Origin of the sequence: Sphingomonas immobilis (assembly GCF_030580995.1) — a bacterium.
In the GTDB taxonomy this organism is placed as follows: domain Bacteria; phylum Pseudomonadota; class Alphaproteobacteria; order Sphingomonadales; family Sphingomonadaceae; genus Sphingomonas; species Sphingomonas immobilis.
In genome coordinates this window covers 22,266-39,812 of sequence record NZ_JAUQSZ010000013.1, presented here as the reverse complement: position 1 = coordinate 39,812, position 17,547 = coordinate 22,266, and the positions used below count along the sequence as shown (strand labels likewise).

Sequence of the window (17,547 nt, the reverse complement as noted above, 5' to 3'; positions counted from 1 at the left end):
GTCTGTTCTTGTATCGACAGCGGCATCTCACGCATCCTTCAGACCCAGCATGCGCTTGGCGACAATGTCATTCTGGATTTCGGTGGTGCCGCCGTAGATCGACACCGCCTTGCTGAAGAGCCATTGGCGGCAAGCCTCCAGTTCGGGCGCTGCGAAGCCCGCCCCTTCCCAGCCCAATCCCCGCGTGCCCAGGATTTCCAGCATCAGCTCGGCGCGTTCCTGTGCGAGCCACGCGCCGACATTCTTGAGAATCGAGGTCGCTTGTGGCGGGCCACCCTCCTCGCTCTCGCTCTGAATGCGCGCGACCGTCAGCGCGAGGGCAAGCGCCTCCATCTCACAGCGCGCAATGCGGACGCGCAACTCGCCATCGGCCAGCCGGCCGTCGTCGCTGATCGCCAGATGCGTCAGCGCCAGTGCGTGGAGCGGCGGAACGTCGCTGGACATCTGTGAAATCCCGCCACGCTCGTGCTGAAGCAGGCGCTTGCCGATCGTCCAGCCCTGCCCCGTCGCACCGAGCAGGTTGTCCTTTGGCACCTCGACATTATCGAAGAAGGTCTCGCAGAAGGGCGAAGAGCCGGAGATCATCCGGATCGGCTTAACGGTCACGCCAGGCGAGCGCATGTCGATCATCAGGAAGCTGATACCGCCGCGTTTGTCCGACGGATCGGTACGGACCAGCGCGAAACACCAGTCCGACCATTGTGCGCCTGACGTCCACACCTTCTGGCCGTTGACAAGGAAATGATCACCCTTGTCCTCCGCGCGGCACTGGAGCGATGCGAGATCTGAACCGGCGCCGGGTTCCGAATACCCCTGGCACCAGCGGATCGAGCCGTCTGCAATGCCGGGGAGATGGCGGAGCTTTTGCTGCTCGGTTCCATATTCGAGCAGGGTCGGCCCGAACATCATCACGCCCATCCCGCCGATCGGTGTCCAGGCGCCGGCTGCCGCCATCTCTTCGGCGAGAATGGCTGCTTCCTCTTCCGAAAGCCCGGCGCCACCATATTGGCACGGCCAGGTGGGAACGCCCCAACCCTTCTCAGCGATCGCCCGCTTCCACGCCAAAAAAGCAGGCGTCGGCTCGGGCGGCGTCTCCGACGACATGTACCGTGGCCCCAACCCCGCCAGTGCGCGGGGGAAGTGCGTGCCAAGCCAGTCTCGGCTTGCGCGCCTGAACCCCTCCGAGCCGCTCGCCATCGGCAAATACCCCCTCGTCCGGCACAAGATTGCCCGGATATTGTTATTGACCTACTTCAATTATCTCTTATTGTTTCGGCGTGCAAGGCCTGCAAAGTGCCTGCAACGGGAGGTGCCATTGCGTTTTCGCGAGACTGATTCCGCCGGATTTCGTGCGCTTTCCGGCAAGCACGGCAGGCGCCGCCTGCCGACCCCCTGGCCCCCCTTTCGCTTGCGCCGCGCTTCCTTTCGCCAACTCTGATCTTCATAGGAAAGACGCTTTCAGGATGCCCACGACACCGCCGAGCACGTCCTCCGACGGCATGCAGCCCGCGCGGGCACTGCCGGTCACCGATCTTGATACGCATACCTTCTGGACGAGCGGCGCCGAAGGGCGGCTCAGTATCTATCGATGTCAGGATTGCGCCTATTACATTCATCCGCCGGTGCGGTTCTGCCCGAAATGCGAAAGCCGGAACGTCGCGCCAGAGGCCGTTTCCGGGCGAGGCACCATCACCTCCTTCACGATCAACCACCAGCAATGGCTTCCAGGTTTGAAGGTGCCCTATGTCCTCGCGCTCGTCAGTATCGTCGAACAGGATGATGTGAGGCTCGCTACCAACATCATGAACTGCGCCCCCGAAAGCGTGACCATGGACATGCCGGTGAAGGTCTTCTTCGAACAGGTCGAGGATTTGTGGGTGCCGCTGTTCGAGCCGGAGACCGTGGCATGAGCGCCTATGCCGAGAAGAACACCGCGATCACGGGCATCGGCCAGTCGGAGGTGTCGCGCGGATCGTCCAAGTCCGCGCTGGAGCTCACCGTCGATGCCTGTATGCAGGCGATCACCGACGCCGGGCTCACCCGCGCCGATATCGACGGTGTGGCGAGCTGGCCGGGTTCCGACGACAATGAGAGCGGCTTCTCGCCGGTCGGCACCGCCGGCATCCAGGATGCGCTGCGACTGAAACTCAACTGGTATGCCGGTGCGCGTGAGGCGCCTGGCCAATATGGCGCGGTGTTCAATGCGATCGGCGCGATCGCCGCCGGGATGGCGAAGAACGTGCTGATCTTCCGCACCATGTACGAAGCAAGCGCCCGCAAGAAGGCCTTTGCCAATTCGCTGGTGCGCGGCGGCCAGCGCCAGTCTGGCGGCTTCAACTGGTATGCGCCCTACCACACCTATGCGGCAGCGCTCCAGCAGTCGCTGATGTTCAACAAATATGTCCACAATTCCGGGATCAAGCCGGAACAGGTCGGCCAGATCGCCATCAACCAGCGGCGCAACGCCTCGCTCAATCCGGCAGCCGTCTACCGCACCCCGATCACGCTAGACGACTATATGAACGCGCGGATCATCGCGACGCCGCTGCGTCTCTACGATTGCGACGTGCCGATCGACGGCTGCACCGCGATCATCGTCTCGCGCATGGATGTCGCCCGGGACTGTCCGCATCCGATTGTGCGCATCGAAGCGATCGGCTCATCGATGCACTATCGCAACCATTGGGTACAACTCGACGCGCTCGACACCCAGGCGCAGCCAAAGGTGGCTGAGATGATGTGGAGTCGCACCGACCTGAAGCCGAAGGACGTCGACATGGCGCAACTCTACGACGGCTTCAGCTTCCACACGATCAACTGGCTCGAAAACTTCGGCTTTTGCGAGAAATACGGGGCGGGCGATTTCATCGAGGGGGGCACCCGCATTGCGTTGGAAGGCGAGTTGCCGGTCAATACCGGCGGCGGCGCGCTCTCGGCTGGGCGGCTCCATGCTTACGGTGCCGTCCACGAAGCCTGCACCCAATTGTGGGGGCGCGGTGCGGCGCGGCAGGTGAAAGGCGATCCTCGCGTCGTCGCTACCTCCACCGCCGGCGGGCCGCTGGCCGGCGCGATGCTGTTGGTCAAGGAATAGGCCGGTGGCGACGACGGGCATGTATGACGCGCTGGCCGAGGCCGCGCGAACGGGCGAAATCCCGCAAGACAGCATCACGGCAGCTTTCGCCCGCGCGGTGACGTCCTGCCCCGACCGGCCCTTTCTTGAATTCGGCGGCGAAGTCCTTCGCTACGCCGAGGCGGACCGACTTTCGAACGCCCTCGCCAATGGCCTCGCGGCGCGCGGCGTGGAGACCGGGCAGCCGGTCGCTACGGTGCTCGACAACGGGATAGACGCCGTGCTGGTCTGGCTTGCGATCAACAAACTGGGGGCGGTATCCGCTCCGGTGAATACCGCGTTCAAGGGCGAGTTCCTGCGCGCCCAGATAGCCGATTGCGGCGCCGCCATCGTCATTGCCGAAGCGGAATATGCCGAGCGTGTCGCCGCCGTCGCCGCCGGCCTGCCGGCGATGCGCGAACTTCTGGTCCGCGGTGGCGACCTGCCCGTGCTGGCCGGCGTAAAGATCGACACGTTGGACGCGGCGCGATCCGCCGATGACGCACCCCCGTCCCACACGGTCACGCCGGACCAATTGGCGATGCTCGTCTACACCTCGGGTACAACCGGTGCCTCAAAGGGTTGCATGATTTCTCACAACCATGCCTGCAACATGGGTTGGAAAGCGGTGATCGAGCGCGGCTACACGAACGACGACATATTGTGGACGCCGTTGCCGCTGTTCCATCTCAACGCGATCGCAGTGACCGTAGTGACAGCGATAATCGCTCAGTGTTCCGCCGCGATCTCGCCGCGTTTTTCAGTCTCCGGCTTCTGGCCCGAGATCGAACGGACCGGCGCCACCGTCGTAAGCCTTCTCGGATCAATGGCGTCGTTGATCGCGGACGCGCCCGACAGCGAAGCGCAGAAGCGCGCGGTCGGGCAGATCCGGCGGGTCAACGCCGCGCCATTCCCGGCCTCCGTGGTGGAGACCTGGCGCAACCGCTTTGGCGTGCCCGCGACCGGCGCCAGCGCCTACGGCATGACCGAGGCCGCGACGATCAGCGGGATGCGCGGCGACGATCCGCCCGGACCTCCGGGAAGCTCCGGCCGCGTCGGCCGGGATTTCGAGGTCGCCATCGTCGACGATGGCGGCCTGCCGCTTCCGCTTGGCACAGCCGGTGAGATCGTGTGCCGGCCGACGCGCCCCAACATCATGTTTCAGGGATATTGGAACAAGCCCGCCGAAACCGTGAAGGCCTGGCGCAACCTGTGGTTCCACACCGGCGACATCGGCCGGCTGGATGCCGACGGCTTCCTCTACTTCGTCGACCGAAAGAAGGATTATATCCGCCGGCGCGGAGAGAATATCTCCACCTTCGAGATGGAAACGGTGTTTCGCGACCATCCCGCGATCCAGGACGTCGCGGTGCATTCGGTGCTCTCGCCGATAGGCGAGGACGAAGTGAAGGTGACGGCCGAGCTGCTGCCGGGCGCCACGCTGAGCGAGGAGGATCTGTGCCGCTGGTCGATCGACCGCGTGCCCTATTTCGCGGTGCCGCTCTATATCGAGTTCCGCGACGCGCTGCCACGCAGCGCGACCGGCAAGATCCTGAAGCACGAGCTGCGCGACGAAGGAAAGACGACCTCGACCTGGGATCGCGAGGCGGCCGGACTCACTTTCACACGGCGCTGAGGATCGCAGGGCGCGGGCTCAAGCCTCGACCTGTTCCGCCCGCAGCGTCCGCGACGCGAGCAGCAGGTGGATGCCCGCCCAGCCCGACGTCGCGCCGACCACGACCATCCCCCAGGCGAGCGAGTACTGGCCCAAGACCGGCTTCAGCCAATCGCTGAACAGCCCGACGAACTGCGGCCCGAGGCCGACGCCGACCACGTAGGTGAGCGAATAGTAGGTCGATACGACCAAGCCGCGCAGGCGCAGCGGCACTTGCGCCTGGAGCGCTGCGAGCATGGATCCATAGGGCATTGCGTTAAAGAGGCCCCACAGCGCCAGCAACGTGACACACAGGATCAGCGACGGCGTTAGCAGGACGGCGGTGATGATCGGCACCGTGGCTATCAGCGCGATGCCGGGCACGATTGCGCGCCATTCCACGCCGCTTCGCGCCAGCCGATCGACGATAAGCCCGCCGAGTGGCGCGCCGAGCGCCGTCGGCAGGACATATCCGATCACGATCAGGATGCCAGCATGGCTCAGCGCAAGGCCATGCGAGCGGATCATGAAGGACACGATCCAGCTGACGATGCCTGCCGATGCGATCGACATCACCGCACCTGCGATCATAATGTGACGCACCGAGCGGGTCGTCCAGAAATAGCCGAACGAAGCCTTCCAACTGGGCGGCTCTTCGGCAACGCGGCCGATGCGCCCGCTCGCACCGCGCACGGGCTCCTTCAGCGTCGTCCAGACCAGAAATGCGATGAGGAGCCCGGGTACGCTCGCCAGATAGAAGGCCGCCCGCCAGCCATAGGCCGCCACGAACGGCGCGCCAGCGAGGAAGATGACCAGCGAGCCGATCGGAACGCCCAGATAATAGATGCCCATCGCCGTCGCGCGCTGGCGCCCAGGGAAGAGGTCGCTGAGCATCGAGACGATCGCCGGCTGGCCGCCGGCCTCGCCCGCGCCAACGAGAAAGCGCGTGAGCAAGAGCAGCGGAAAGCTGACCGCCAGCCCGGACGCGACCGTCATCAGGCTGAAGAAGGCGATGCAGGGTGCCAGCACCTTGCGGCGTTCGACGTGATCGGCGAGGCGGCCGAGCGGGATGCCGGCCAGCCCGAAGCAGATCGCGAAGCCGATGCCCGTCATGAAGCCGAGCTGGGTATCGCTCAGATGGAACTCGGCTTTGATCGGCTCGAGCAGGATGCTGACGATCGACCGATCGACGGTGAGCACCGCGAAGCAGGCGACAAACAGCGCGAGATAGTAATGGCGCCGCCGATCGGGCCGCCCCGCGGGCTCCGAGAGCGCGAGCGGGGCGGTCGTGACGGGATCATGCGTCATCGGTTACGCGCCGCTGCCGAAGCGCTTGATGAGCTGAACGCCGAACAGTCGCGGTTCCCCGGTAATCACCGTGTTCCAGCCGATCGATTCCAGCCCGACGGCGCCGGCATAATAGCGTTTGTTGGTGATATTGCGGGCGAACAAAGCAACCGTCGCGTCCCAGCGAGCAAGCGCCAGAGCGACGCGCCCGTTGAGCAGGCCATAGGCGCCCTGCTCGACCTGAGCGACACCCTTCGCTGCCGGCGAGAGGTTTTGGCGGCTCTTGCCAGCCCAGGTGAGTGTCGTGGTCAGGTCGCCACTCGGCAGCCTGGCAATGTAGGTGGCGGCGACGCTGTACTGGATCTTCGGGGTCGGCCAGTCCTCGCTGGACCGATCGCCAGTGAAATCGGTAAACTCCTGATATTTGGGATCGATGATGCCGAACGACCCGTCGATCGTGAAGTCGCGTGTCACCCGCCAGGTGCCTTCAGCTTCCAGTCCCTTGATAGTGGCGCGAGCGGCGTTGGTCTGCACGGTCGCGGTCTGTCCTGACGACGTCGCGATAATCACGCTGCGCTGGACGTCCTTCACCGTGTCGTAGAACGCGGCAAGGTTCAGCCGCACATGACGATCGAACAGCTCGGTCTTGAGGCCGATTTCATATTCGTCGACCTTTTCGGGCTTGAACGGCGCGAAGGATTCCACGGTCGTCGAGCCGCGATAATTCTGACCGCCACTGCGGAAGCCGTGGGCGAACTTGGCATAGGCCGTGATCGTCTGGGCCGGCATGTAAGTGAGCGAGGCGGTGTAGGTCGGCTCGTTGAAGGTGTTGCTGAAATGTCCGCGGCATATCGTCGGATCCTGGCGCAACGAGACAGGCACCGCGCAGTTCACGATCGCACCATTGAGTTCCGAGCGATTGAAGCTGTCCAGCTGCTTCCGCTCGGAGGTGTAACGAAAACCCGCCGTCAGAGTGAACTTGTCAACCGGGCTCCAGTTGAATTGACCGAACCCTGCGGCGCTATTGCCGTAGACATTGCCGTTGGTGACGTTGAGCACGGCGGGCCGGGTCGGGTTGAGGACCAGCGGTAGCGTCGTGGTAGTGCTGAGTTCCTGCCCGCTTTCCTTGCTGATATAGGCGCCGATCACCCAGTTGAAGCGCGGCCCGCCCCCTAACAGTTGAAGCTCCTGGCTGTAGAATGTGTCATTGGCGCCGCGATGGGGGTGGGTGCCGGTGAACGGCGTGCCGTCGAGATCCTCCAATATGTCGAAATCGCCGTAGCGGTAGCCGGAGATCGAGCGGACCTTCAGAGAATCGCTGATTTCGTAGCTGATATCGAGCCCGGCATCGGAGGTGTGACCATTGCTCTGATTGGGCAGCGTGCCGCCGGTATCATAGAAGCCGCCGCCGATATAGCCTTTCAGGACGTTGACCGCTTGGGCGAGCCTCGTTGCATCGGCAGCCCCGTATAACTCCAGCGCCGTCTCTCGCGTCAGCAGACTTCCTTCCGGCTGAGTACCGGCGGCAGCTTTGAGCCCCCCGAGCTTGTAGATGCCGCCCACTCGCGAGCGACCCCAGTCGCCAAAGGCGCGAATCGTCAGGCGATTGAACTCGGCCTTGAACTTGCCACGCAGGAAAGTGGTGTTCTCGCCACCAACGGCTTGGCCGAGCGCGTTCTTGCCAAATCCGTCACGCGCGCCGTGCTGGGCGACAAAGCGGAAACCGACGTCGTTGCCGACTGGCAGGTTAACGATCCCCAGCAGATTGTAAGCATTGTAATTGCCGTAGGAAGCGTCGATCGATGCGCCAAGCTCGGACCCGGGATCGTTAGTAATCACGTTGATCAGGCCGCCCGTGGTGTTCTTTCCGAACAACGTGCCCTGTGGACCGCGCAGCACCTCGATGCGCTCAACATCGACCAGGTTTTGCCGCAGGCCGTAAGAACGCGGTAGCACCACATTGTCGACATAGAGGCCGACCGCGCCGTCCGTAGTCAGCACTAGATCGGGCTGCGACTGCCCGCGCATGGAAACCGTCATCGACCCCGGATCGGACGAGCCCTGCGTGATCGTGAGGTTCGGTGAGCGGCCTTCCAGGTCTTTAACTTCGTTGATACTCTGCTGGAGCAGCATCTTGCCGGAAAAAGCGGTGATCGCGACGGGAATGTTCTGCGCATTTTCCTCGATCTTGCGGGCAGTTACGACGATGTCCTGCACCCCACCGCTGTCGAGGTCACGGGCGGGGGAAGCTGGAGCGGGGGTCGCGGCGGTTCCCGTTGTGGAAGCCGAAGGGGGACGATCCGAGCTTCCCGGCGCGAGCTGCGCGAAGGCGGTGCTGCCCGACATCAGGAGGCCGCCCACAGCGGCGCCGCATGACAGTTTCAACTTGCTCGTGGCATTCATGGTCATTCTCCCCTCGCGCCTCTGCCAGCGCTTCTGTTTTCAAATCCGGACCTAGGCAGCCGAGATTCCGCCGTTGACGCTCACCACCTGTCCCGTGATGTGGGAGGCGAGCGGACTGGCGAGGAACACCGCCATCGGTGCGACATGCTCGGCCGACGCGACGCCCAGGCGTGCGCGCTTCTCCGCCTTTTCAAAGAGCCGTCGCGAGAACGGGTTCGCCATCACCTTGTCATAGGTCTTCGTCCCGCGGGTGATCGAAGGCGTCACGGCGTTGAGCCGGATCTTGTGGCGGGCCAGTTCGAGGCCTGCAGCGCGGACGAACATGCAGTTCGCCGCCAGTGCCCCGCCCAGGACCGCTTCGCCGGGCGTCGCCACCTTGGCCGCATCCGACGCGAAGGAAACGATTGCGCCCCCGCCACGGTCGATCATCATTGGCACCGCCCGCTGCGTAATCTCGAGCAAGCTGAGATAGATACCCGATACCGCCGCCAGCCAGTCGGACCGCGCCGTTTCCATGAACGGCCTGGGGCCGGCACCGTCGGTCATGGTCGTATGGCAAACGATATCGAGCCCACCATGCGTCTCGCGGATATGCGCAAACATCGCATCCAGTTCTTCGGGCCGGTTATAGTCGGCGGATACGAAATCGAACCGGGCGGTGGGCACCGACGCCTCGAGTTCGGCGCGCATTGCGTGGCCCGATTCCGCCGAGCGGCCATTGAGGATCACCGTCGCGCCGGCGCTCGCGAGCTGTTCGGCCGTCCGCGCGCCGATCCCGGCGGTCGAGCCGGTGACGAGCGCCACCTTGCCGGCCAGCAATGTCGGTGAAAAGGCACCAAGCGGCGAAAAGTCCATTCGACTATCTCTCTCCTTGCAGGGGGTCGCTGCCCCTTGCCTAATATGGAATGAAAGAATAATTGGAATAGGTCAATTCTAAACTCGCGAGCTTCGATGCCCACTCGGTTCGAGACATTTCAGTGACGACCGGGCAGATATCGCATAGCAGGGCAACGGAGCCACGAATGACGCAACGCAAATTACGCGACCAGCACGGCCTGGGGCGATTGGAACCGATCGGACAGACCTCTTTCGTCGTCGCCACGGCGAAGGCGCTTCGTGACGAAATTCTCAGCCGCGACGACGACGAAATGTTCCTCGGGTCGGAAGATGATCTGATTGTGCGGCTCGGCGTCAGTCAGCCGACCTTCCGACAAGCCGCGCGCTTGCTTGAGTATGAGGAATTGCTGACGGTGAAACGCGGCGTCGGCGGTGGCTATTTTGGCCGCCGCCCGACCGCCGAGGCCGTCGCCCGGCTGGCCGGCCTCTATCTGCTTTCCCATGGCACGAGCTTTCCCGACGTGATGCGGACTCAAGGCGCGCTGGAAGCCGAACTGATCCGGCAGATCACCCTCCACAGCGACCCCGCGGCCCGCCAGCGGCTTCGCGACTTCCTCGATTCACACCCCGAGCTCTGGTCGCTTGAAAGCCTCCCGATGGCGATCCGCGCGATCAACGCATTCTGGCGGCTGGCCGGCGAACTGACCGGCAACAAATCGCTGGCGCTCTTCTCGCTCGCCTCCCAGGCTTACGGTGCCAAATCCCTAAGCCTGTCCTTCACCGGGGACCGTGTCCGGCAATATGTGGCCGGGCTCAGCGAGATGTGCGACGCGATGCTGCGCGGCGATTTCGAACACGCGATCGCGATCCGCCGGATCAACAACGAGATGATGATCCAGTGGTCCTGCGAGGACGCGGGATCGACCCGATAAATCATCCAAAATAGGGAGAGCGAGCGGTGATAGAGGTTCTCTACGGACCCACGCCCAACGTCTGGAAAATCACGATCATGCTTGAGGAGACCCGGCTGCCCTATCGGCTGACGCCCGTCTACCTCTCGCGTGGCGATCAGTTCGAGCCGGATTTCCTCGCGATCAGTCCGAACAACCGCATCCCCGCGATCATCGATCATGCCCCCGACGGCGGGGACAGGCCGCTCGCCATCTTCGAAAGCGGCGCCATATTGCTCCACCTCGCCGAAAAGAGCGGCCGCTTTCTGCCGACCGAGCTCTACGCGCGCTCGGCGACGATCCAGTGGTTGATGTGGCAGATGGCCGGGCTCGGGCCGATGCTCGGCCAACACGGCCATTTTCAGCTCTATGCCGAGGAAAAGATTCCTTATGCGATCGATCGCTTCCGCGGCGAGGCCAAACGCCTGTACGGCGTGCTGGACCGGCAGTTGACGGCGACGGGCGCGTATGTCGCGGGGGCGGACTATACGATCGCGGACATCGCCTGCTTTCCCTGGATCATGACTCACAAGGCACAGGGCCTGAGCCTCGACGACTGGCCGCAGGTCCAGCGCTGGTTCGCTACGCTACGCGCGCGGCCCGCGCTCCAGCGGGGGCTCGCGGCCGGCAGGGAGAGCTACGGCGACGCACCACCCCTCGAAGGCGCAATGCGGCGCAAGGTCTTCGGCATAGGTGCGGGCGGAGACAGCCGGGGAGAGGAGTAATGGCAGACGTAGCGCTCGAATGCTTCTTCGACTGTTCCAGCCCGTGGACCTATCTCGGGGTCCATAATCTCAAGGCAATGGCGAGGCGGCTCGGCATCGAGATCCAGTGGAAGCCGATCATCGTCGGCGGCGTGTTCAACAAGGTCAATCCGGCGGTCTATGAGATGCGGGCCAACCCGCCGTCCGCGCCGAAGGCCGCCTACGTCCACAAAGACATCCAAGACTGGGCCCGTTTCTCCGGGCTCACTATCAACGAACCGCCGGCATGCGGTCACCCGGTCAACGCGGTGAAATGCATGAGGGCCTGCATCACGCTTCGACCCTCAGGTAAACTGGACGCCTTCGCGACCGCCGCGTTCGAATCGCTCTGGATCGATGGCCGGAACCTCGCCGACGACGTGGTGCTTCGAGACATCTGTGCGGTGGTGGACGTTGACGCGGAATGGCTGCTGGCGGCCATCGCCACGCCCGAGATCAAGCAGGCCTTGTGGGACAATACCAACGAAGCGATGGATCGCGGCGCATTCGGATCGCCAACCTTCTTCGTCGATCACGACGATATGTATTTCGGCAACGATCATCTGCCGCTGGTGGAGTTCGCTATCGAGCAGCGACGACAGGTTATGGCTGCCATGACTTAGCCATCGCAGTCTGAGCGGTACGCCTGACCATCCTCCGGCTGTCACCAGATCGACTGATGCGCTCTCCGATGTGATCGCGCGAGGCTGGGGCAACGGTCATCGGCGCGATGACGTCGCCGCGTCCATCGACCCAGGCCGGTCGAGATAGTCGGACGGTACCAAATCGGCGTTCAGCTACTCCGAAACGCGCTCTGCGATGTCGCCGGCAACGTGTTGGGCTGCGCGAAAGCGCCCATTTGCGCGGTCGCGTATATGGCGCCTCGACGATGGCGCCCCTGCCATACCGATCGCATCGCCATGCCGACCCTGCCGTGGAGCCGGGCAGGTCCGTAGTTTGAGCTGCCAAACCTGCGTCGTAGCGCGATAAATTCGCAATTGCGGCGATTGCCCCACGACCATTGTCGATTTTGAATCGACCAGATTGAGTCGGATTTCCGATGATTTATCAGAATGTATTCCGGTTCTGACGCTATGGTCTGGTACTTCCGCTACCGCCACGAATAGCGCAGAACGTCCGCGATGGATCAGCTCCCGCCCCTCGCCACGATCGCACAGGCGATCCAGCTCTCGCTGTCGCCGATCTTCATGCTCGCCGGCATCGGCTCGCTGCTCAACGTGCTGGCCGGGCGGCTGTCGCGCGTGGTCGACCGGGCGCGCGCCGTGGAAGCGCTGCACCCCGCCTCGCAGGGGCCCGAACATGACCGCCACGTGTGGGAGCTGCGGCTGCTCGACCGGCGCATGACCGTCATCAACCGCGCGCTGGTGTTCGCGGTGTCGAGCGCGGTGATGGTGTGCATCGTCGTCGCGCTGCTGTTCTTCGCCAAGCTGGTGCGGCTGCACATCGGCACGTCGGTCGCGATCGCCTTCATCCTCGCGATGGCGCTGCTGATCGCGTCGCTGATCTCGTTCCTGGTCGAGGTGCGCATGTCGCTGTACGCGATCCACATCCGGCCGGAATTGCTGGAGCGCGAGAAGAAGTAGTTACTTCGCGCCGTCCAGCCCCGGCCCGACATCGGCGGACGGCAGATATTTCGGCGCGACGCGGGCGTGCGAGGCTTGTTCGTAGACATAGCCTGCGTCGAGTGCGTTCTGGTCGCCCCACGCCGTCGCGATGAAGGAAATGCCGACCGGCAGCCCCTTCGCCAGCCCCATCGGCACGGTGAGGTGCGGATAGCCAGCGACGGCGGGCAACTGGCTCGCGCTCGGCCCGTCGCCGTAATCGCCCAAGACGGTGTCGCTGAGCCACGCCAGCCCCTGCGTCGGCGCGACGAGGATCGCGGCGTTCGCCGTGGCAAGCATCGCGTCGATCCCCTCCTTCCCCGCCAGCCGCCGCGATTTCGCAAGCGCGCCGAGATATTCAGGATCGGCGAGGCCCGGCAGCTTTGCCGAGAGGATGAAGGTTTCCTGCCCGAAGAAGGGCATTTCCGTCGCTTTGTTCGCCGCGTCGAAGGCGATGACATCGGCGAGCGTGCGCGTCTTTACGCTCGCCGGCGTGGTGGCGAGATAGGCGTTCAGGTCGGCCTTGAGCTCGGTGTGCAGCACGAGACTCTCGGCCTCGCCGAGCCCGGCGAGCTTGGGCTGCTCGACATCGACGAGGATCGCGCCCGCCTGGCTCAACGTCAGCAACGCCCGTTCGTAGACCGGCTTCATCGCCTCGGGCATGTCGGGGCGCAGCACGGCGATGCGCACGCCCGTAAGGTTCGCATGGTTCAGCCCTTCGACATAGCCCGGAGGCGCGGTCCGATATTGCCGCTGGCGCGCGGTCGCCGGATCGGCTGGGTCGCGACCTGCCATCGCCTGAAGCAACAGCGCCACATCCATGACGCTGCGCGCCATCGGGCCGGGCGTGTCCTGGCTGTGGCTGATCGGCACGACGTGGCGACGGCTGACGAGGCCGACGGTGGGCTTGAAGCCGACGAGGCCGTTGACGGAGGACGGGCACACCACCGATCCGTCGGTCTCCGTGCCGACCGCCGCCGCCGCGAAGCTCGCCGCGATGGCCGCGCCCGATCCGCTCGACGATCCGCACGCGCTGCGGTCGAGCGCATAGGGGTTCCGCACCAGCCCGCCGATGGCACTCCACCCGCTCATCGACCGGTTCGAGCGGATGTTGGCCCATTCGCTGAGGTTGGTCTTGCCGAGGATCACCGCTCCCGCCCTGCGCAGCCCCGCCACCAGCGGCGCGTCGCGGCGCGTGACATTGTCCTTCAGCGCGAGGCTGCCCGCCGTCGTCGCCATCGGATCAGCGGTCTCGATATTGTCCTTGATGAGGATGGGGATGCCGTCGAGCGGGCCGAGCGCCTTGCCCGCCTTGCGGCGCGCGTCGCTCGCCCGCGCGGCGGCGAGGGCGTCGGGATTGGTGGCGATCACCGCGCGCAGGCTCGGCCCCGCGCGGTCCATCGCCGCGATCCGCGCGAGGTAGGCGCGGGTGATGCCCTCGCTAGTCGCCTTGCCCTGCGCCATTGCCGCGCCGAGCTGGTCGATCGACTGCTCCTCGATCTCCTGCGCCGCCGCAGGTGCCGCGGTGACGAGCAGCAACGCGGCGGCGAGGTGCCTCATTTCTTGTGCAGCAACGCGACCGCGGCCTTGGGATCGATATTGTGCCGCCGCCCGTCCGCGCTGGGCGTCGCGGTGTCGCGGATCAGCGCGATCGTCTTTTCCGGCGTCAGCGTCGGGTCGAGCGCGATCAGCTTGGCGGCGAGATTGACGACGTTGGGGGATGCCATCGACGTGCCCGATTCCTTCAGCCGCGCGCCGCCCGGCACGGTCGAATCGACCTGATAGCCGTTGGCGTTGACCACCACGTTCTTGCCGTAGCTGGTGAAGCTCGCCTCGTCGCCGGCGCGATCGACCGCGCTCACCGTCAGCAGATTGGGCAGCACGAACGACGATGGGATCGATTCATCGAAGCCGTTGTCCGAATTCGAATTGCCCGCCGCCGCGACGAACAGGATGTCGGGCGCGCCCTTGATCGCGGCGTAGAGCCCGTTGCGTTCTATCTCGAAGAATTTCCGCGCCATCGCCTTGCGCTCGGCCGGATCCTTGCCGATGCCGTTGACCTCGAGGTCATGCTCGAAATTGGACGGGGCCCCGCCCCAGCTCATGTTGACGACCCGCACCCCGTGCGTCTTGAACCATTCGACATAGGTGCCGTAGGCGGCGGCACCGCGCTTCGACAGGTCCTCGTTCGGCGGCGACGGCACGTTGCGATGATCGTAGGTGAGCCGCGCCGCCGCCAGCCGCACCGCCGGGTTGCCGCGCGCGATGATGCCCGCGACATGCGTGCCGTGCAGGTAATTGCCGTAGAAATTCAGGCTTTCGAAGAACGCCGGCACCTGGTCGCTCGGCAGGCCCGACATCTTGGTCTTGAACGCATCCGCCGCCGGGCTGTCGATCGATTGCTGGAGATCGGCCATCCCCTGAAAATCGGCGAGCGTCGTCGGATATTTCTGCGCCTGCTCCGGCGTGAGCGGATAGAGCGGGCCCGTCGAGGGCCTTATGTCCACGTCGAAAGCCAGGCCGTGCGCATTGTACGGCAGGCCCGGCGCGGGCTTCGGATCGGTATAGGTCTGCTGCGGGAACAGCGCGAGATCGACGCCCGAATCCCACACGCCGACGACGACCGGGGTCAGTTTGTCGGCGGCCGTGAGCTCGACGTCGCGCGCACCCCAGATGTCGGGCTTGGCGACATTGTTGGCGGCGACATAGGAGGTCAGCGCCTTGGTCGAAATATCCTTGAGCGGGATCTCCACCGTCCGCGCCATCCGCGCCCACAACAGACCGCCGACCAGCCGGTCGCTGATCGCGCCTTCCTTCGCGACGGCCGGTTCGATGTCGGACTTCACCACGCCTTCCGCGAGCGACGCCGACAAGACCTGCGTGTTGCTCTTCGTTTCCTTGATCGTGTTGGCGACCACCGCCCAGGGCAGCGCCGTCAGCGCGGCGGTGTAGGTGTCGGCATAGGCTTTCTCATACGCAGGCCCGCTGCTCGCGCCGGTGGCGATGCGGGCCTTCAGGATCGCCTCGGTGCGGAGACCACTGGTCAGCTTGGCGTCGGGCTTGTCCTGCAAGGCGCGGACCTGCGCGATCGTCGCCAGCCCCGCGCGATCCTGATGCGTGATCACCTCATAGGCGAGCCGATCGTTGAGCAGGCCGCGCTGCGCGGCATGATCCGCGATGCTGTAGCCGCTCAGCGTCTTGTCGATATCGGCGGCGATCGGCTTTGCGAAGGCGGCGAAGGTCGCGTCGTCGGCGTTGAGCATGGCGACGGCGGTGCCGGGCAGTCTGTAGCTGTAGCGGGGCAGGTCGTCGCGCGTCTTGACGACGATCCTGGCGGGTGGCGCGGTCTGCGCCGAAAGCGGTGTGCTCGCCAGCAGCCCGCACACAATCGCTGCCGTAAATGCCCGTCGAATCATTGTTTTCCCCCTGCCCGATACGGCAAGCTACTGCGCTGGCCGCATCGCGCAAGCGGCGTGATCACGCGCTCCGGCGAAAGGTGAGCCAGAGCGCCGAGACGAGGAAATAGAAAGCGCCGAAGCCGGCATATCCCGCCACCGTAGCGATTGCCGAGCCGACATGGCCCAGCGATTGCGCGATGAAGAAACCGCCTGCCAACGCGGACTGCGCCCCGCTCAGGATCATCGCCCATTGCGCGCCGTACGCCTTCCAGCGCCGCGCGCCGGTCGCGAGCTGCATCAGCCCGGCAAGGATCGCCCAGGCGCCGAACACGCGCAGGACCAGCGCCGTGTCGCCGATCACCGCCAGCACCGCGACCGCCGTGAGCGTGCTCGCCGCGACGTTGATCGCCTGCGTCGGGTTGCGCGCAAGCCCGCCGTTGCGGGCGGCGTCGATCAGGTTCGCGGCGGCGTCCCACGCCGGATAGGCGACCATCAGGATCGCGGCGGCGACCGGCACGCTCGCGCCGATCGTGAACGCTGCCACCACCCACGCCCCGGCGACTGCGGCGCGGATCGCGTAATAATCACGGAGCTGGCGTTGCTTGGTTCTGTCGATCGCGGGCGCGCGGTTCGCGGTGTCGATTGTTTCGGCGTTCATCGGGTCATCCTTATCTACCTACTGATAGGTAGGCGATAGTCCGTTGCGTCGAGAGTCGCAAGCGCTTATCTTCCTACCAGAAGGTAGGGACATGAGCGGATCGACGACGGACCGGATTTTGCACGAGGCGCGCTGCCTCATCATGACGCGCGGCTACAACGGCTTCAGCTATGCCGACATCGCCGCGGCGATCGGCATCCGCAAGGCGAGCGTCCACCACCATTTCGCCGGCAAGAGCGACCTCGCCATCGCCGTCGTCGAACAGGCTCGCGCCGCGATCCGCGCACAGGCGGCGCAGGCGGAGGGTGCGGAGCCCGACGCCGCCGCCGCGCTGCGCGGCTACGCCACCTATTGGGAGCGCTGCATCGCCGACGATAGCGCACCTTTCTGCGTGGCCGCGATGCTGGCGGCCGAATTGCCGAGCCTGCCGGATGAGGTCGCCGCCGCCGTGCGCGGGCATTTCGCCGATCTGCGCGCGTGGCTGGTGTCGATGCTGGCGCTGGGGGTGCGGCAGGGCAGCGTATCGCTGCAACGCGCGCCGGAGGAAGAGGCCGATGCCTTTCTGGCGGCGATCTACGGCGCGATGCTGTCCGCCCGCGCGTTCGGCGAGCCCACGCGCTTCGGCGCCATCATCGATACGTTGCTGTCGCGGGTGGTGCGGCTGCACTGAACGGTTTGCGGGGCCGCAGAGAGGCTTGGGGGGCCGCCGGCCGGGTTTCGCGGTGCGAACCCGCCGTCCGGTCGGGCCGATCCGCTGCGCGGACCGGCGCGCATCCTCCGCGCCTTCGCCCCGCCTCAAACGAAAAGAGGCTGCCGATGCCCTTTCGGGCACCGGCAACCTCCTGACATGGTCAGCGGCCGGAAGCTCCAGCTTGGAGGACCATGC

The 17,547-nt window shown here is 65.0% G+C and carries 15 protein-coding genes; 8 read left to right on the top strand and 7 right to left on the bottom strand.

The window, feature by feature from the left end:
- Positions 1–27: 27 nt before the first annotated feature.
- Positions 28–1,197, bottom strand: a complete 1,170-nt coding sequence (locus tag Q5H94_RS17090; protein WP_304562511.1) for an acyl-CoA dehydrogenase family protein — start codon at positions 1,195–1,197, stop codon at positions 28–30.
- 266 nt (positions 1,198–1,463) lie between these two features.
- Here Q5H94_RS17090 and Q5H94_RS17085 point away from each other — a divergent pair, with 266 nt between their 5' ends.
- Genes Q5H94_RS17085 through Q5H94_RS17075 form a run of 3 tightly spaced genes read left to right on the top strand, consistent with a single transcriptional unit; the run spans position 1,464 to position 4,745 of the window.
- Positions 1,464–1,910, top strand: coding sequence for a Zn-ribbon domain-containing OB-fold protein (locus tag Q5H94_RS17085; protein WP_304562510.1), 447 nt, complete (start codon positions 1,464–1,466; stop codon positions 1,908–1,910).
- The gene (locus Q5H94_RS17080) at positions 1,907–3,091 is read left to right on the top strand and encodes a thiolase family protein (RefSeq protein WP_304562509.1); all 1,185 of its coding nucleotides are present in this window, start codon (positions 1,907–1,909) and stop codon (positions 3,089–3,091) included. The genes Q5H94_RS17085 and Q5H94_RS17080 overlap by 4 nt, the downstream gene beginning before the upstream one ends.
- 4 nt (positions 3,092–3,095) lie before the next feature.
- On the top strand, positions 3,096–4,745 hold the full coding sequence (locus Q5H94_RS17075) for an AMP-binding protein (RefSeq protein ID WP_304562508.1): 1,650 nt from the start codon (positions 3,096–3,098) through the stop codon (positions 4,743–4,745).
- Between the two features lie 18 nt (positions 4,746–4,763).
- Here Q5H94_RS17075 and Q5H94_RS17070 read toward each other — a convergent pair whose 3' ends face one another.
- Genes Q5H94_RS17070 through Q5H94_RS17060 form a run of 3 tightly spaced genes read right to left on the bottom strand, consistent with a single transcriptional unit; the run spans position 4,764 to position 9,308 of the window.
- The gene (locus Q5H94_RS17070) at positions 4,764–6,071 is read right to left on the bottom strand and encodes a spinster family MFS transporter (RefSeq protein ID WP_304562507.1); all 1,308 of its coding nucleotides are present in this window, start codon (positions 6,069–6,071) and stop codon (positions 4,764–4,766) included.
- A gap of 3 nt (positions 6,072–6,074) precedes the next feature.
- Positions 6,075–8,459 carry a TonB-dependent receptor gene (locus tag Q5H94_RS17065; RefSeq protein ID WP_304562506.1) on the bottom strand — a complete coding sequence of 795 codons (2,385 nt, stop codon included), beginning with the start codon at positions 8,457–8,459 and terminating at the stop codon, positions 6,075–6,077.
- Positions 8,460–8,504: 45 nt separating this feature from the next.
- Positions 8,505–9,308: an SDR family NAD(P)-dependent oxidoreductase gene (locus Q5H94_RS17060; protein WP_304562505.1), complete on the bottom strand. Its 804-nt coding sequence runs from the start codon at positions 9,306–9,308 to the stop codon at positions 8,505–8,507.
- Between the two features lie 122 nt (positions 9,309–9,430).
- Between Q5H94_RS17060 and Q5H94_RS17055 the strand changes: the two genes are divergently transcribed.
- The 4 genes from Q5H94_RS17055 (at position 9,431) to Q5H94_RS17040 (ending at position 12,587) form a co-directional block, all read left to right on the top strand.
- Positions 9,431–10,222: a FadR/GntR family transcriptional regulator gene (locus Q5H94_RS17055; RefSeq protein WP_304562504.1), complete on the top strand. Its 792-nt coding sequence runs from the start codon at positions 9,431–9,433 to the stop codon at positions 10,220–10,222.
- 26 nt (positions 10,223–10,248) lie between these two features.
- Positions 10,249–10,965: a glutathione binding-like protein gene (locus Q5H94_RS17050; RefSeq protein ID WP_304562503.1), complete on the top strand. Its 717-nt coding sequence runs from the start codon at positions 10,249–10,251 to the stop codon at positions 10,963–10,965.
- The gene (locus Q5H94_RS17045) at positions 10,965–11,606 is read left to right on the top strand and encodes a 2-hydroxychromene-2-carboxylate isomerase (protein WP_304562502.1); all 642 of its coding nucleotides are present in this window, start codon (positions 10,965–10,967) and stop codon (positions 11,604–11,606) included. The genes Q5H94_RS17050 and Q5H94_RS17045 overlap by 1 nt, the downstream gene beginning before the upstream one ends.
- A gap of 519 nt (positions 11,607–12,125) precedes the next feature.
- The gene (locus Q5H94_RS17040; RefSeq protein ID WP_304562501.1) at positions 12,126–12,587 is read left to right on the top strand and encodes a DUF2721 domain-containing protein; all 462 of its coding nucleotides are present in this window, start codon (positions 12,126–12,128) and stop codon (positions 12,585–12,587) included.
- Here the strand turns inward: Q5H94_RS17040 and Q5H94_RS17035 are convergent, their stop codons facing one another.
- The 3 genes from Q5H94_RS17035 to Q5H94_RS17025 form a co-directional block, all read right to left on the bottom strand.
- Positions 12,588–14,165: an amidase gene (locus Q5H94_RS17035; protein ID WP_304562500.1), complete on the bottom strand. Its 1,578-nt coding sequence runs from the start codon at positions 14,163–14,165 to the stop codon at positions 12,588–12,590.
- Positions 14,162–16,021, bottom strand: coding sequence for a S8 family serine peptidase (locus Q5H94_RS17030; protein ID WP_304562499.1), 1,860 nt, complete (start codon positions 16,019–16,021; stop codon positions 14,162–14,164). The genes Q5H94_RS17035 and Q5H94_RS17030 overlap by 4 nt, the downstream gene beginning before the upstream one ends.
- Before the next feature lie 61 nt (positions 16,022–16,082).
- Entirely contained in the window at positions 16,083–16,661 is a 579-nt protein-coding gene (locus tag Q5H94_RS17025; protein ID WP_304562498.1) for a DUF308 domain-containing protein, read from the bottom strand.
- Positions 16,662–16,752: 91 nt separating this feature from the next.
- Here Q5H94_RS17025 and Q5H94_RS17020 point away from each other — a divergent pair, with 91 nt between their 5' ends.
- Positions 16,753–17,331: a TetR/AcrR family transcriptional regulator gene (locus Q5H94_RS17020; RefSeq protein ID WP_304562497.1), complete on the top strand. Its 579-nt coding sequence runs from the start codon at positions 16,753–16,755 to the stop codon at positions 17,329–17,331.
- The last annotated feature ends 216 nt before the right edge of the window (positions 17,332–17,547 follow it).